Here is a 13311-nt window from a genome sequence, read left to right as displayed (position 1 = left end):
TGCGTTGCATCTGAAATCGGCCGGGGGATGTTCGGGTAATCATGCGGTCTGGCGTTAGTGTGTTGCATCTGAACCCGGCACGGTCAGTCCCCTCTCCCTCTGGGAGAGGGTTAGGGTGAGGGGCTTCTAAGGCGCCAACTGTTGCAAGACAGACTTGGGGAAGAGGTGATCCAGCGTACTGAGCAAGCGCACGTGGTAGATGGGTTTGCGAAACAGATCCAGCACCTGCAAGCGCAGCAGATCACTGACATCGTCCATATCGGCATGCCCCGAAATGACGATCACCGGCAAATGCTGACGCTGCGTGTGCTCGCGCAGACGCTGTATCAGAGCAATGCCGCTTTCCTCCGGCATGCGCAGGTCAGTGATGACCAGCGCAATGTCAGGATTAAGGGTCAGCAGTTGAAGGGCGCTGATGACAGACGTTGCCGTATGGCAACAAAAACCTTCGCCCTCCAACAGCTCGGCCAGCTCCATCACCGCCTCTTCTTCGTCATCCACCAGCAGAAGCGGTGGTCGCGTAGCGGTTGGATACATGCTCATTTACCGAATTAAGCTTTGGCGTCCAAGCCAGCCTTGATGGAATCGAACATCGTTGTTACGGACGTCCGAATACCCGGAGACACCGCAATAATAACAATCGCAACCATCGCAACAATCAATGCGTACTCAATAGCCGAAGCACCTTCAGTCCGTTTTGCAAACTGTTTAACCTGATGCGCGACAAACGTTCGGGCCGGAACATACACGCTAAGAACAGTATTTAAAAACATCTGACTTCTCCTTGGTGCGCCGATCGGAGCACTCTGCACATAAGGTGTCGCTAAGTTGAATCTGCACCCACAGCATTGGCAATAAACCCCTCTGCTTCAACTGTAAATAGGAACTAATGCCAAAGTATTAATACTAAAGTTATTTTCAGAAAACGCGTGTTAAATCAAACTTCCAGCATTTATTTGCAGCTTTTTAAAGTGGCTAATGGCAATTTGAAATACCTGCGCTATTTTCAAATAGCGAAATGGTTGAAACGGTTTTCAATGTGTTGATCGATACCTGATCACGAAGGTTTTATGGACTGCCGTTTGCAGTGAAAAAGGGAGTTTTTACATGAACAATCGTCGCAGTTTGATGTTGGCCGCCGTTTTGTTCGTGGGTGCCATTGCTGCAGGTTATTGGGGGTTGGTGATTTCACGGCAACAACCGATTGCGCAGGTTCCTGTAACTCAAGTCGTCGAGCAGGGTGTGGCAAACGTTGAAGACCAGACCCGTCATCCCGTGGTGGTGCTGGTACGTGATGTGCCCCCCCATGTCGCCCTGACAGCTGATGATGTGACCCTTGAAAAATTACGCACAGTCCCCGCCGGCAGCCTGACCGCCATTGATCAGGCCGTGGGGCGTACGCCGTGGCGAGCACTCAATGCGGGTACATGGGTGAATGAGCAGAGTTTCGAAATCGGCGGGCCGTTGTCGCGCATGATTCGCCCGGATGAGCGTGCGCTGGCCGTGGCCATCGATGAAGTCAGTGGGGCGGGGGGGCAACTCACGCCCGGCGATTACGTCGATATCCTGCTGTTCCTGCGCCAGGACCCGGCCAACCCTCAGCAGTCTGCGCAAGTGGTATTGCCGGCCGTGCGGGTATTGAGTGTGGGCGAGGAGTTGGGCCTGACCAGCGATGGTCAATTGGCCCGCCAGCCGTTGAACGCCGAAGAAGCCCTTAAACAGGCCCAGAACCGCGCAGCAGCGCGCACTGCCGTACTGGCGGTGCCAGAACCGTTACTTAACCAGCTGATGCTCGCGACCCAGGCGGGCACGCTGCGCTTGGCTGTGCGCAGCGCTGAGGAACAACGCCTGAGCAAATACTGGGCCGGTGAAAAAGACGCCTCCGCCAACCTTGAGTCGGCCAAGCGCAGCCTCTATCAATTCAACCAGTTAGCCATGACCAGCCCGCCTAAAGCACCGGTGGTCAGCACGGCCAATGGTGTGACGCGTGAGCGGGGTATCGAAATCATTCGCGGCAATCAAGCGGCTCAGCAGCCCGCCCAATAAAAAATCTGAACTGCAAGGAAGCCCAGCATGAGTCATCGTTTTTCGGTGTTGTACAAACGAGCTGTCTGGACTCTGATTTTAAGCAGCGCGCCATTTGAAATGGCCTTGGCTGTTCCAAGCAATTGCGCAGCCCTGGGCCAGTTGCCGTCCGTACTGGAGGTCGCGCAAGGCACCCAGCAGGCAATGGATTCCCCTGTCGCGATTTCACGCATTGCGGTCGGTGACCCGGCCATTGCCGATGTGCACGCCAATGGCAGCAATGCGTTCTTGCTCACCGGCGTTGCGCCCGGCACCACCAGCCTGATGATCTGGACCGCGTGTTCGAAATCACCCCGCCAGAGCATGGTGTTCGTCAAGGGTAAAGCCACTGTCGGCTACACCAGCGCCACCGTATCCCCTTCAGAAGACCCGACGCTGCCTGTGCAGGTGCAAACCGATATTCGTTTTGTCGAGGTCAATCGCACCAAACTTCAAGAAGCCAGCACCTCCATTTTCGGTATGGGCAGCAACTTCCTGTTCGGCTCGCCGGGCTCATTTCTCAGCACGGCTGAAGGCCTTATCACCGGTGGCCCAGTTGCAGATGGCAAGTACTTCAACATCGGTTTTGGGGGTGGTCGGGTCAGGGCCATGATCAATGCACTGGAAGGCAGCGGCTTTGCTTACACCCTGGCGCGACCCAGTCTGGTGGCAATGAGCGGGCAGAGCGCGACCTTTCTGGCCGGGGGCGAAGTGCCCATCCCGGTGCCCAGTAGCGGCAGCGACAACGTGTCGATTGAGTACAAAGAGTTCGGTATTCGCCTGACGCTGACGCCGACGGTGGTCGGTCGTGACCGTGTCATGCTCAAAGTGGCGCCCGAGGTCAGCGAACTGGATTACACCAATGCCGTGAATATCGCCGGTACTTTGGTACCGGGGCTGAATGTTCGCCGCACCGACACCAGTATTTCCCTGGCCGATGGCGAAAGTTTCGTGATCAGCGGCCTGATCAGCACCCGCAACAGCTCGCAGGTCAATAAATTCCCGGGTCTTGGGGATATTCCGGTGTTAGGCGCCTTTTTTCGCGACTCCAATATCAGCCGTGAAGAGAAAGAGTTGCTGATGATTGTGACCCCGCATTTGGTCCAGCCATTGGCGGCCAATGCTCAGTTGCCGTCATTGCCCGGCGAAAAGCTGCGTAATTACGACCCCAACTGGTACCGCCTGTATTTCCTTGAAAACGGTAAGTTCAATAACCGTAGCGGGCTATCCCAATGAGCCAAAGCCTGAGCCAGACGTTTCTCGCGCTTACGCGCAACAACACCGATCTAGAATGGCTGCAAGGTGCTCTGGCGCCGCTGGGCCAAGTCGTGGGTGCAGGCACTACCAGCCTGGATGAGTTGCTGGCGTTGGTCGATGTGACCTTTGCCGGGCTGATTTTTGTGGGTCTGGATCGGGAAAAAGTCGTCGCGCAATGTGCGTTGATCGAGGGCGCGCTGGAAGCCAAACCGATGTTGGCCATTGTGGCCCTGGGCGATGGCATGGATAACCAGCTGGTGCTCAATGCCATGCGTGCCGGTGCGCGGGATTTTGTCGCCTATGGCTCACGCTCCAGCGAAGTGGCAGGTTTGGTGCGCCGCTTGAGCAAGCGCTTGCCGGCGGTTACGCCGAGCACCACGCTGGGCGGTATGACCGTGCTGTTCAGTACTCAGTGCAACGCCGATGGCGCCTTGCTCGCCAGCCACCTGGGCTTGGTGGTGCACAAACACAATCACAAAACCCTGTACCTGGATCTGGGGGTACCTCGCGGCGATGGGCTGGCGTTACTGGGCCTTGAAAGCACCTTCTTTTTTGGCGACGCCATGCGGCATTTGCGGCGTCTGGACAGCACCTTGATTGATAGCGCATTCGCCAAAACCCCTGACGGTATGTGCGTGCTGGCCCATGGCTACAACGATGAGCCGCTGTCGCAAACCAGTGCGGCCGAGCTGTATATGCTGCTCAGTGCCCTGCGTAATCATTTCCAGCACATTGTGGTCAACCTGACCGGCCAGCCCGATGGCGAAGCCATTCGCACCTTCGTGACCCATTGCGACAAATTGCTGTGGTACACCGATCAAAGCGTGCTCGATTGCCGACGCAATCTGGACGTGCTGAGCCTGTGGCGCGCCAAGGGCATGAAGCTTGAGCACGCCGCCTTGCTGGTGGACCGGTATCTGCGTGGCGTGGCGCCGGATGCCGATGCACTGGTCAAAACCTTTGGTATACCCCTGTCGGTGACGTTACCGCCGAGCGCCGAGTTGCGGCTTAATGCCAAAAATCAGGCCACCACCCTCTATGACCTGGCCTCGCGGGATGGCTTGAGCCTGGGCCTGAAAAAAGTCGGTGAACAACTGGCCAGGCATTCGCCCGCCACTCAAGCGTCCTCGGCCAGCCCTGGCAAGTGGTTTAACCGTCTGTTGGGGGCTAAATGAAAGGTGAAAACCTGTTCGGCTCGGGCCTCTATAAAGATGGGCGAGCTGACCACGACGGCCTGAAATTGGTGCTGCACCGGTACATCATTGATGCCATTGAGGAGAGCGGCAAAAACCTGCTCGAAGATTCGCGTCAGGCGCTGTCGCAATTCGTCACTGACCGCGTGGCCGAATACGTATCTCGCCTGCATCTGGCCATTTCGCGGTATGAGATGGAGCGGCTGGCCGAAGAGATAGTCGACGAGTTAACCGGTTTTGGCCCGCTTGAAGTTTTGCTGCGCGACCCCGCGGTGACCGAAATTCTGGTCAACGGCCCGTATCGGGTGTTTGTGGAGCGCGAGGGTGTGCTTAGCCAGACCGACCTGCGTTTTATTGATGATCACCATGTCGAGCGGGTGATGCAGCGCATTCTGGCACCTTTGGGGCGACGTCTTGATGAGTCCTCGCCGATGGTCGATGCGCGCATGCCGGACGGCAGCCGGGTTAACGCGATCATTCCGCCGATTGCTTTGGACGGCCCGTGCCTGTCCATCCGCAAATTCCGCAAAGACATGCTCAACAGCACAGACCTGGTGGCCATGCACACCATTGATCAGGACATCTTGGAGTTCTTTCAAGAGGCGGTGGGCAAGCGCTGCAACGTCCTGATCAGTGGCGGTACAGGCACGGGTAAAACCACACTGCTGAATATTCTCAGCCAACTGATCAACCCCCATGAACGTCTGGTCACTATCGAGGACGTGGCCGAATTGCAGCTCGGCCATCCCCACGTGGTGCGCCTGGAAACCCGCCCGCCCAATGCTGAGGGGCATGGCGAAGTGAAATCCAGTGATCTGATTCGCAACGCGCTGCGGATGCGCCCTGATCGCATCATTCTGGGTGAGATCCGGGGTGTGGAGGTGCTCGACGTGTTGACGGCGATGAACACCGGTCACGATGGCTCGATGAGTACCGTGCACGCCAACACTGCCCAGGACGCCTTGTTGCGTCTGGAAACCCTGGTGGGCCTGACCGGCCGTACGGTGGCTGAAAAGACGTTGCGGCAAATGATTTGCGCGGCGCTGGACGTGATTATTCAACTGACGCGCATGCCCGACGGCCGCCGCTGTGTCAGCGAGGTGCTGGAAGTCGTTGGCGTGCGCGACGATGTGTATGTGACCAACACGCTCTTCCGTTTGGACAGGCGCACCGGCTTTGGGTTTATGCGCGAAGCGTTAAACCCTGCAAGCGACAAGTTGCGTCGTGATCCGATTTTGAATCCGAACGGCTGAGAGGGCTGCTGATGATCCCGGCATTGGTGCTTTTTGCGTGCAGCCTGATGATGTTCATGTTGTCGCTGCATCTGGTGTATCGCACGTTACGTGATCCGACGACCAGTAGGGTGCTGGAGCGTCTGGGTGAAGGCCGGGTCGTGGTGGCCGAGCAAGCCTTCACTGTCGCGTGGCTGGATCGGGCTTTTTTGCAGGCGGGGCTAAGGCGACCTTCCGAACGGCTGGGGCTTTGGCTGTCATTGTGGGGTGTTGCTGTCGTTCTGGGGGCGGTGCTGGGCGGCCCCATGGTTGCCCTCGCGTGTGTGTTGCTGCCGCCCTTGTGCGTGTGGCTGTTTGTCAGCTGGCGCTACCACCGCCGGGTGCGTCGTATGGTTGCGCAACTCCCGGGTCTGCTCGACTCCAGTGTGCGCAGCCTCAAGGCCGGTCGCACCCTGGCTGACGCCGTGTTGCTGGCCATTGAGACGTCCACAGACCCCCTCAAGACCAGTATCAGCCGGGTGGCCCGTAACGTGCAGATGGGGGTGAGTTTGCCCGAAGCCGTGCAGGACTTTGCCGAGCTGTATGACCGTGAAGAATTTCGCATGTTCGCCCTCGGCTTGAAGGTCAATCATCGCTACGGGGGCAACGCCAGTGAGCTGCTGGATAACCTGATCGTGCTGATTCGCGAGCGTGAGCAAGGGGCCCGAAAGTTGAAAGCCATGACCGGTGAAACCCGCATGACGGCCATTGTGTTGGGGTTGTTGCCGATACTGGTGTGCTCCTTTTTTATGATCAGCAACCCCAATTACCTGATCAACATGTGGCATGACCCCAAAGGTCAGAACTTGATGCTCACCGCCCTTGCCATGCAGGTGTTCGGCAGTGTGGCGCTGTGGCGCATGGTGCGGAGCGTATGACATGGCCTTTGTGATTTGCATATTGCTGATGGTGGCCGCAGTGGCGTTGCTGATCAATATTGCGGTGCGCGACCGCCTGCGCCAGCAGCGTGTGATGCAACGTCTGGAAGGGGAAAAGACCGGCCCTGGCAAGTTTGATACGTGGATGCGGGCGGTGGGTAACACCAAATTTGGCCAGCGATCAGTCTCGATGGACAGCGAGACCGAAGTGCTGCTCAACCGGGTAGGTTGGCGCACCGCTAACCAGCGCGCGCTGTTTGCCGCATTTCAGGTGGCGACCCCAGTGGCTTTTGCCGGGCTGGTGTTTCTAGGCCATGAGCTGTTCTTTCCTCGCTCCGGCAACCTGCTGGTGGTGCTGCTTTGTGCTTTGGTGTTGGGCTATCTGATCCCCAAACGCATGCTGGCCTATGTCGCCAAAAAACGTCAGCAAGAAATCGCGGTAGAGATCTCAACGTTTATTCCGTTGCTGCGCATTCTTTTTGAGTCAGGCATGGCGGTGGAGCAAGCCCTGCGGGTACTGAGCCTTGAGGCACGGCAGTTGTTGCCGGTGCTCACCGGTGAACTGCGCGTGGTGCTGGCGCGGGTGGACTCCGGCCTGGAGCTGGGCCAGGAACTGAGTAAAACCGCGAGCTTGCTGGACGTGGATGAGTTCAATGACACCTGTGTGATTTTGCTGCAATTGATTCAACAGGGCGGCGGTGCCATGAAGTCACTGCAAGCGCTTAAACAGATGCTCGATGACCGTCGTGCGGCGCGACTTGAAGAATACATCTCAAAAATGTCCGCGAAGATGTCTGTGGTGATGATGGTCTTTCTGTTTCCGGCGCTGATGCTGGTGCTGGCCGGACCCAGTTTTATTGCGATATCACGGGCGTTTGGCTCTTGATCAGGAGTAGGAATATGAAAGCAGTCCTTAGCGTGTGTGCCCTCCTGATGCTGGGGGGCTGTGCGACAGAAGGGCAGAGCAACCCGCCGTGGCTGGCCTTGACCGACAGCAGTTGCGCCAAGTTAAGCGGCGATCAGGAGTTGTCGATGAACCTGGCGGACGACATGGCCAAGGAGGGCAAGCTGCACGCCAGCCTCGCCAACTTGCAGAGCCTGCCGGAGCGTTATGCTCAGGTGCAGTTGCGAAAAGCGCGGATCTACCGCCAGTTGGGTCGCCCTGAAGCCGGGCCTTTATACCAAGGGCTGTTAAGCACCTGCCTGAGTGCTGAAGGGAACCACGGCCTTGGGCAACTGGCGGCAGGCGCTGGTGATAACGCCCTGGCGGTCAGTTACCTTGAGCGTGCAGCCCAAATGGCGCCTACCGATGACAAAATCAGAAACGATCTTGGCGTGGTTTATCTCAATCAACTGCAGCTCGACAAAGCCCGCTTCGAGTTTTTGACTGCACTGGAACTCAAGCAATCGGATTCGCTGGCGGCCTTGAATCTGGTGACGCTACTGATTTATCAGGACCAGTGGAGTGAGGCCGCGGAGTTGGTCACCCGTGCTCAATTGTCGCCAGAGCAAGTCAGTGATGCTCAGGCCAGGGCGCAAGCCTTGAAAACTCAAGCACGACCCACCAGCAACCAGGTGGCTGCGATCAAATAAGCTCAGGAGTTGTGCCATGAGAGAGTCGATTCGCGTGGGTGTACTGTTGGCGGTGCTGCCATTGAGTGCACTGGCCATTGAGCCGGGCCCGGCGTCCCAGTATCAGCAGGAAACGGAAAATTGGCTGCAACTGCAAGTGAGCGGCAAGGTGAAATCGCCGGTGCCTCAGGCAGCCACCGCAGCAGAGAGAGAACGTAGCCTGCAGCGCTGGTTGGACAGTTACACCCATCCAATCCCGGAGTACTACAAGCAAAAGGAAGGCGGGAGTGCCAAGCAGGACTGAGGCGAGGAGGGCTTGTTGTCGCTAACGTGGAACGAAGGCGGCTTTGCCGCCCATTGCAGCCTGCGTTCCTTGTCAGCGACTACGGTCTCTTCAAGCGCTGGTTTTAATGCGCGGTTTGCCGGCGCTGTTGATCCGATGCATTAGGGGACAAGGCCAGCGCCAGTTGAGTACGGTTGTTCATGTGGGTCAAACGCAACACCTGTGACACATAGAGTTTCACGGTGTTTTCGGTGATGCCCAGATCGCAGGCAATTTGATAGTTGGTTTGACCTTTGCTCACCAGTTTTGCAACGTCCAGTTGGCGTGGGGACAGCTGTTTGAAAATAGTCGGGATTTGCCCAGAGGGTGAAGCGTCCTGCTCCATGCCTTGAGCGGCATGGGCGTAGTGTGGCGGTCGGCGAACCGACTCCATGTCTTGATAAAGGTCGTCGATGGATTCAGCCAGATACTGCAATTTCTGGTTCAAATGCCCGAGCCGTTCAGTTTTTTGCCGTTCTTGCAGCACCGTGATCTGGCGCTGGATACCCTCAAGCAACTCGTTCAAGTCGACCGGTTTTTGATAGTAGTCAGCGATGCCCACGCGCAACGCTTTGATCACGTCTTGTTTGTCGGCTCGGCCGGTCAGCAAAATGCTTTCAAAGATCCGTTGCTTGCCCGCCAGGGCTTGCAAGTGTTGGGTCAGCTCGATGCCATTCATCTCTGGCATGTGGAGGTCGCACAACACAAGGGCGATGTCAGTGTCGGCCTCAAAAGCTTCGATGGCTGCACGACTGGATTCACACGGCACGCAACGGTAGCCGCTGCTTTCCAGAAACTCGCACAGTTCTTCTACGATTAACGCTTGATCGTCGACAACCAGTATTTTTATTAGGGCAGGGTTTTTCACGCGGTTCTCCATCCTGGTAAACCAATCCGGGACATCTTGGCAGTATCAATTGAGGTGGCTCAATTGAAGTTAGACTAACTTTAGTACTAGGTACAATGTATTAACCCGTTCACTCACTTAAATATAGAGCATGAGCGTTAGAATAAAACCTGCGAGCAGGAAGGGGGCGAAGGGAAGTTTTTTTGACGTTGCTCCATTCGGCTTATTGTCAGGATGCTTAAGCTGTTGATTCAGCAGCGGCAGTATTTTTGACGCGACCAACCAGGCGATGGCAACCCATAGTCCAGCACCGATAAGCGTCCCCAGAACCATCAGACGATCGGTTGCCAGTGCGAGTGCACACAGCAGTTTTACATCGCCTGCACCGAATTTATTGAGTGCATACCCGGGCAGAGTCAGTATCAGAATAATCAACAGTGCCCAGCCACCTTCTGCGGCACTGGCCCCGAGCAACGTGTGGCCGGTGCAAAGTAAGTATACGAGTGCCAAACTAACGGCGCCCAAAGTTAGAAGGTTGGAAATTTGACGCTGATATAAATCCTGAGCGGTACAGGCCACAAACCAGATCACGATAAGAACTATATTGAACACTTAATTAACATCCTTTTTTTACGAATGATTCTATGCTCAAACCACGTTGAATTGTCAGGGTAGACGCTGTCATGAAAATAGGACTTCCCCGAAAACAGCAAGGCGCAGCGGCCATCGAGTTTGCTTTGGTCTTTGTTATTTTTTTTGCAGTGTTATATGGCGTGGTGAGCTACAGCCTGCCGCTATTACTGTTGCAGTCATTCAACAACTCCACGGCCGAAGCGGTGCGTCGCAGTGTGGCAGTGGACCCGACGTTGGCGGCGTCGGCTTACAAGACCACCGTTGAGAACACGGCCAAAGCCGTGCTCAAAGATAAATTATCGTGGGTGCCGGGCGGGCTTAAAGTCACCCAAACGGCCGTATATGACCCGACAGCGGGCGTACTGACCGTCATGGCCAGCCTGCCCGCGAGTGCGTTGAGCACTATCCTGCCAGTCATCGTGCTGCCGGGAAATATCAGAGTGCCGAACCTGCCCGATAACCTGCAATCCACCTCGAGCATGAAGTTTTGACTCAGGGCCAAAGGCTGCTCGCACGCTGGTTGAGCCGAAACGAGCCTGAGCCTCCACCCGTTGCTGCCCTATTGCCCACCGGTAACGCCCTGCAACTGCTGCTCGATGATCGGGGGCGAGTGGTTCAAATCCACGGCGCACTGAATCATGGCCTGACGCCGGTGAAAGAGGGAGCAGAGCCGAAGCTGCTGCTGGACTATCTGATGCCGGGCAGTACCCAAGCCCTCGAAGGCACTCCAGCGCAGTGGACAGGGCAGATGATCGATCTCGACTTTCGGGGGGCTGACCAGCAGGTGCTGCGCACCCGAGGCTGGGTACAACCTCAGGCCGAGGGTTGGTTATTACAGTTGATAGACATCAGCGATTTACAGCGCGACAGCCAGCAAGCGCGCGTGAACGCCCACAATAGCGACTTGATTCACAGCATTGGCCAACAACTGCGCCAGTGCGACCTGGCGCGACTGCCTGCGGTGATGCTTGAGGCCTTGCAGCAGGTGGCTGAGCATTGGCGTGTGCCCGGCGTGGCGCTGGCCTTGCGCACGGACACGCACCTGGGGTGGCGGCTGTACAGTGCGTATCACGCCTTCGACACCCCGCAGTTATGGACGACGGGACAAACCCTTGGCACAGCACTGGATGGTTTGAACGAGTGCGCGCCGATTCCCGTGAGTGCCAAACAGGCTGACAACCAGTGGCTTATCAGCCTGTTTGGCAATGCAGAGGGTTTACTGGTGCCTTTTCGCGACCAGAGCGGGGCGTCGGCGTGGTTGCTGTTGGGGTTTTATTCGGCACCGTCTGGTGGCGCGCAGACGAGCGCCCGTGATTGGTTGCAGGTGTGCGCGACGATTGCCGGGCCGTTGCAAGACCGCTTGCGAGCGCAGCATTACGAGCAACAGCGCGAACGTATGGAAGCATTGCAAGGGCTGCTCGGTACGGGCTGGTGGGAATGGCTGCAAACTACTCGGCAAATGCAATTGGCGCCTCAACTGAGTGCCAGCCTCTTGCCCGCACTGGAGTCGGTGTCGTTGTCACGTGAGGCATGGCTGGCGCTGTTTCATCCCGCTGATCGCGATGAAATCAGTAGCGGCTTTACCGCGTTGCTGGAGCAGGGAACGCCGCTCTTACTGTGCGCCCGCGTGCATCAACCGCAGGGCACTGAACCGGCGCAGTGGTACCGCATTCAAGGGCAGGTACTGGGCAAGGGGGCAGGGCGTCGGATTGTCGGTTTCATGCTGAATGTCAGCGACATCAAAAATCAGCAACTGCAAGCGGCAGCGGCACAGGCCCGTTTGGGTAACGTGATCGCCCGCTCACCGGCCGTGATTTATGTACAGCGTTATGTTGAAGGCGCCTTGGTGCCCGAATTTTTCAGTGAAAGCCTGCAGCCCTTGCTGGGGTTAGGTCTTGACGACTGCTCGGGGTCTGCATTGATCGAGCGTATTCATCCCGACGACCGTGAACACTACCTGGAGCGCACTCGCCAGTTGCTGCGTGAGGGAAGCGCCCGTGGTCGTTATCGCCTGCGTGATCAGCAGGGCAATTACCACTGGTTGCTTGATGAGGCCAAATTACTGCGTGACGATTTGGGGCTGCCTGTTGAAGCGGTCGGGCTGTGGCTGGACGTTACCGAAGCAACCGAGGTGGCAGAGCGAGTCCGGCACAGTGAAGAGCGTTACCGGATACTGGTCGAAGATTCGCCCGCGATGATTTGCCGTTACCTGCCGGACTTGACCCTGACGTTTGGCAATCGGCCGTTGGCCAACTACCTGGAGTGCGCGCCCGAACAACTGCCGGGGATTAACCTGGCCAGTTGGCTGTCGCAGGAACAGCATGAGGCGTTCTTGCAGCGCATGGCCAGTTTGACCCCTGAACTCCCGGTCAGTACGGCTGAAATCAGCCTGCAACTGCCGGGGCGTGAACATGCGTGGTGGGTGTGGTCTGACCGAGGTGTTTTTGATGGGCAGGGCCAATTGTTAGAGATTCAGGCGGTCGCCCGCGACAACACGGAAGTCAGACGCTCGCAACAACAACTGACCCACGGCGCCAAAATGGCCACCCTTGGCGAAATGGCCACGGGGTTGGCCCACGAAATCAACCAGCCGCTGAATGTGATGCGCATGGCCATCGTTAACGTGCTCAAACGGCTGAGCAATGGCGATGTGCAAATTGACTACCTGCAAGAGAAGCTCACCCGAATTGATGCGCAAATCCAGCGGGCGGCTCGGGTGGTTGATCACATGCGGGTATTTGGGCGTCGCTCCGAGATAGAACAGCAATTGTTCAATCCTGCGCAGTCGCTGGAAGGCACGTTGGCCCTGTTGGGGGAAGGTTTGCGCGGTAAAGGGGTAGAGATCCGCAGTGATGGTCTGAACTGTAGCGTTCATGTGCGTGGTCATACCGATCAGTTGGAGCAAGTGCTGATCAACCTGCTGGTCAACGCCCGCGATGCCTTGTTAAGCAAGTGTGAGACGGACCGCGATTTCAAGCCGTGGATTGCCTTGAGCTCGGAGCGGGCAGGCAACTGTGTGCGTCTTTGGGTGCAAGACAATGGCGGCGGGATTGACCCGCGTTTGCTGGAGCGCATCTTCGAACCGTTCTTCACCACCAAGCCTGTGGGTGTGGGCACAGGCCTGGGCTTGTCGGTGAGCTACGGCATCATCGACAACATGGGTGGGCGCTTGAGCGTCAGCAACACCGAGCATGGCGCTCGGTTCTGCGTGGAATTACCGGTGGTGGATGAGGGATAGAGGCACAGATAAAGACGCGTAAAAATCCCGTAGCAG

14 protein-coding genes are annotated in these 13311 nt (G+C 57.0%); 10 read left to right on the top strand and 4 right to left on the bottom strand.

What is annotated here, in order from left to right; all coding sequences use genetic code 11:
• Positions 1 to 126: 126 nt before the first annotated feature.
• Both EQV93_RS11360 and EQV93_RS11355 read right to left on the bottom strand, forming a co-directional pair.
• The gene (locus EQV93_RS11360; protein WP_442968882.1) at positions 127 to 543 is read right to left on the bottom strand and encodes a response regulator; all 417 of its coding nucleotides are present in this window, start codon (positions 541 to 543) and stop codon (positions 127 to 129) included.
• Positions 544 to 551: 8 nt separating this feature from the next.
• The gene (locus EQV93_RS11355) at positions 552 to 773 is read right to left on the bottom strand and encodes a Flp family type IVb pilin (protein ID WP_240891586.1); all 222 of its coding nucleotides are present in this window, start codon (positions 771 to 773) and stop codon (positions 552 to 554) included.
• Positions 774 to 1107: 334 nt separating this feature from the next.
• On the opposite strand from EQV93_RS11355, the gene cpaB reads away from it, so the two are divergent.
• The 8 genes from cpaB to EQV93_RS11315 are packed head-to-tail and all read left to right on the top strand — an operon-like array spanning position 1108 to position 8539.
• Positions 1108 to 2046, top strand: coding sequence for a Flp pilus assembly protein CpaB (gene cpaB, locus EQV93_RS11350; protein ID WP_146384684.1), 939 nt, complete (start codon positions 1108 to 1110; stop codon positions 2044 to 2046).
• 27 nt (positions 2047 to 2073) lie between these two features.
• Positions 2074 to 3300, top strand: a complete 1227-nt coding sequence (locus EQV93_RS11345; RefSeq protein WP_146384682.1) for a type II and III secretion system protein family protein — start codon at positions 2074 to 2076, stop codon at positions 3298 to 3300.
• Positions 3297 to 4496 carry a pilus assembly protein gene (locus EQV93_RS11340; RefSeq protein WP_146384680.1) on the top strand — a complete coding sequence of 400 codons (1200 nt, stop codon included), beginning with the start codon at positions 3297 to 3299 and terminating at the stop codon, positions 4494 to 4496. The genes EQV93_RS11345 and EQV93_RS11340 overlap by 4 nt, the downstream gene beginning before the upstream one ends.
• Entirely contained in the window at positions 4493 to 5767 is a 1275-nt protein-coding gene (locus EQV93_RS11335) for a CpaF family protein (protein WP_122784977.1), read from the top strand. The genes EQV93_RS11340 and EQV93_RS11335 overlap by 4 nt, the downstream gene beginning before the upstream one ends.
• An 11-nt stretch (positions 5768 to 5778) precedes the next feature.
• Positions 5779 to 6663 carry a type II secretion system F family protein gene (locus tag EQV93_RS11330; RefSeq protein WP_240891585.1) on the top strand — a complete coding sequence of 295 codons (885 nt, stop codon included), beginning with the start codon at positions 5779 to 5781 and terminating at the stop codon, positions 6661 to 6663.
• Between the two features lies 1 nt (position 6664).
• A complete protein-coding gene (locus EQV93_RS11325; protein ID WP_146384676.1) occupies positions 6665 to 7549 on the top strand; it encodes a type II secretion system F family protein in 885 nt (294 codons plus the stop codon).
• A 14-nt stretch (positions 7550 to 7563) separates the two neighbouring features.
• Positions 7564 to 8256, top strand: coding sequence for a tetratricopeptide repeat protein (locus EQV93_RS11320; RefSeq protein WP_122784974.1), 693 nt, complete (start codon positions 7564 to 7566; stop codon positions 8254 to 8256).
• A gap of 16 nt (positions 8257 to 8272) precedes the next feature.
• Entirely contained in the window at positions 8273 to 8539 is a 267-nt protein-coding gene (locus tag EQV93_RS11315; protein ID WP_122784973.1) for a DUF3613 domain-containing protein, read from the top strand.
• 103 nt (positions 8540 to 8642) lie between these two features.
• Here EQV93_RS11315 and EQV93_RS11310 read toward each other — a convergent pair whose 3' ends face one another.
• On the bottom strand, positions 8643 to 9437 hold the full coding sequence (locus tag EQV93_RS11310; protein WP_240891584.1) for a response regulator transcription factor: 795 nt from the start codon (positions 9435 to 9437) through the stop codon (positions 8643 to 8645).
• A 105-nt stretch (positions 9438 to 9542) separates the two neighbouring features.
• Positions 9543 to 10016, bottom strand: a complete 474-nt coding sequence (locus tag EQV93_RS11305; RefSeq protein ID WP_146384674.1) for a prepilin peptidase — start codon at positions 10014 to 10016, stop codon at positions 9543 to 9545.
• A 71-nt stretch (positions 10017 to 10087) separates the two neighbouring features.
• On the opposite strand from EQV93_RS11305, the gene EQV93_RS11300 reads away from it, so the two are divergent.
• Complete coding sequence (locus EQV93_RS11300) at positions 10088 to 10528, top strand: TadE/TadG family type IV pilus assembly protein (RefSeq protein ID WP_240891583.1); 441 nt, start codon at positions 10088 to 10090, stop codon at positions 10526 to 10528.
• Positions 10525 to 13275, top strand: a complete 2751-nt coding sequence (locus EQV93_RS11295; protein WP_240891582.1) for a PAS domain-containing sensor histidine kinase — start codon at positions 10525 to 10527, stop codon at positions 13273 to 13275. The genes EQV93_RS11300 and EQV93_RS11295 overlap by 4 nt, the downstream gene beginning before the upstream one ends.
• Positions 13276 to 13311: the final 36 nt, after the last annotated feature.

This window comes from Pseudomonas sp. TMW22091, from assembly GCF_022496705.1.
Taxonomy (GTDB): Bacteria; Pseudomonadota; Gammaproteobacteria; order Pseudomonadales; family Pseudomonadaceae; genus Aquipseudomonas; species Aquipseudomonas saxonica.
The sequence above is the reverse complement of the archived record's forward strand: the minus strand, read 5'-3'. Positions and strand labels throughout refer to the sequence as shown.

Coding starts and splice junctions, on each gene's coding strand:
- EQV93_RS11360 (WP_442968882.1), bottom strand. CDS start 543: ATGAGCATGTATCCAACCGCTACGCGACCACCGCTTCTGCTGGTGGAT.
- EQV93_RS11355 (WP_240891586.1), bottom strand. CDS start 773: ATGTTTTTAAATACTGTTCTTAGCGTGTATGTTCCGGCCCGAACGTTT.
- cpaB (WP_146384684.1), top strand. CDS start 1,108: ATGAACAATCGTCGCAGTTTGATGTTGGCCGCCGTTTTGTTCGTGGGT.
- EQV93_RS11345 (WP_146384682.1), top strand. CDS start 2,074: ATGAGTCATCGTTTTTCGGTGTTGTACAAACGAGCTGTCTGGACTCTG.
- EQV93_RS11340 (WP_146384680.1), top strand. CDS start 3,297: ATGAGCCAAAGCCTGAGCCAGACGTTTCTCGCGCTTACGCGCAACAAC.
- EQV93_RS11335 (WP_122784977.1), top strand. CDS start 4,493: ATGAAAGGTGAAAACCTGTTCGGCTCGGGCCTCTATAAAGATGGGCGA.
- EQV93_RS11330 (WP_240891585.1), top strand. CDS start 5,779: ATGATCCCGGCATTGGTGCTTTTTGCGTGCAGCCTGATGATGTTCATG.
- EQV93_RS11325 (WP_146384676.1), top strand. CDS start 6,665: ATGGCCTTTGTGATTTGCATATTGCTGATGGTGGCCGCAGTGGCGTTG.
- EQV93_RS11320 (WP_122784974.1), top strand. CDS start 7,564: ATGAAAGCAGTCCTTAGCGTGTGTGCCCTCCTGATGCTGGGGGGCTGT.
- EQV93_RS11315 (WP_122784973.1), top strand. CDS start 8,273: ATGAGAGAGTCGATTCGCGTGGGTGTACTGTTGGCGGTGCTGCCATTG.
- EQV93_RS11310 (WP_240891584.1), bottom strand. CDS start 9,437: ATGGAGAACCGCGTGAAAAACCCTGCCCTAATAAAAATACTGGTTGTC.
- EQV93_RS11300 (WP_240891583.1), top strand. CDS start 10,088: ATGAAAATAGGACTTCCCCGAAAACAGCAAGGCGCAGCGGCCATCGAG.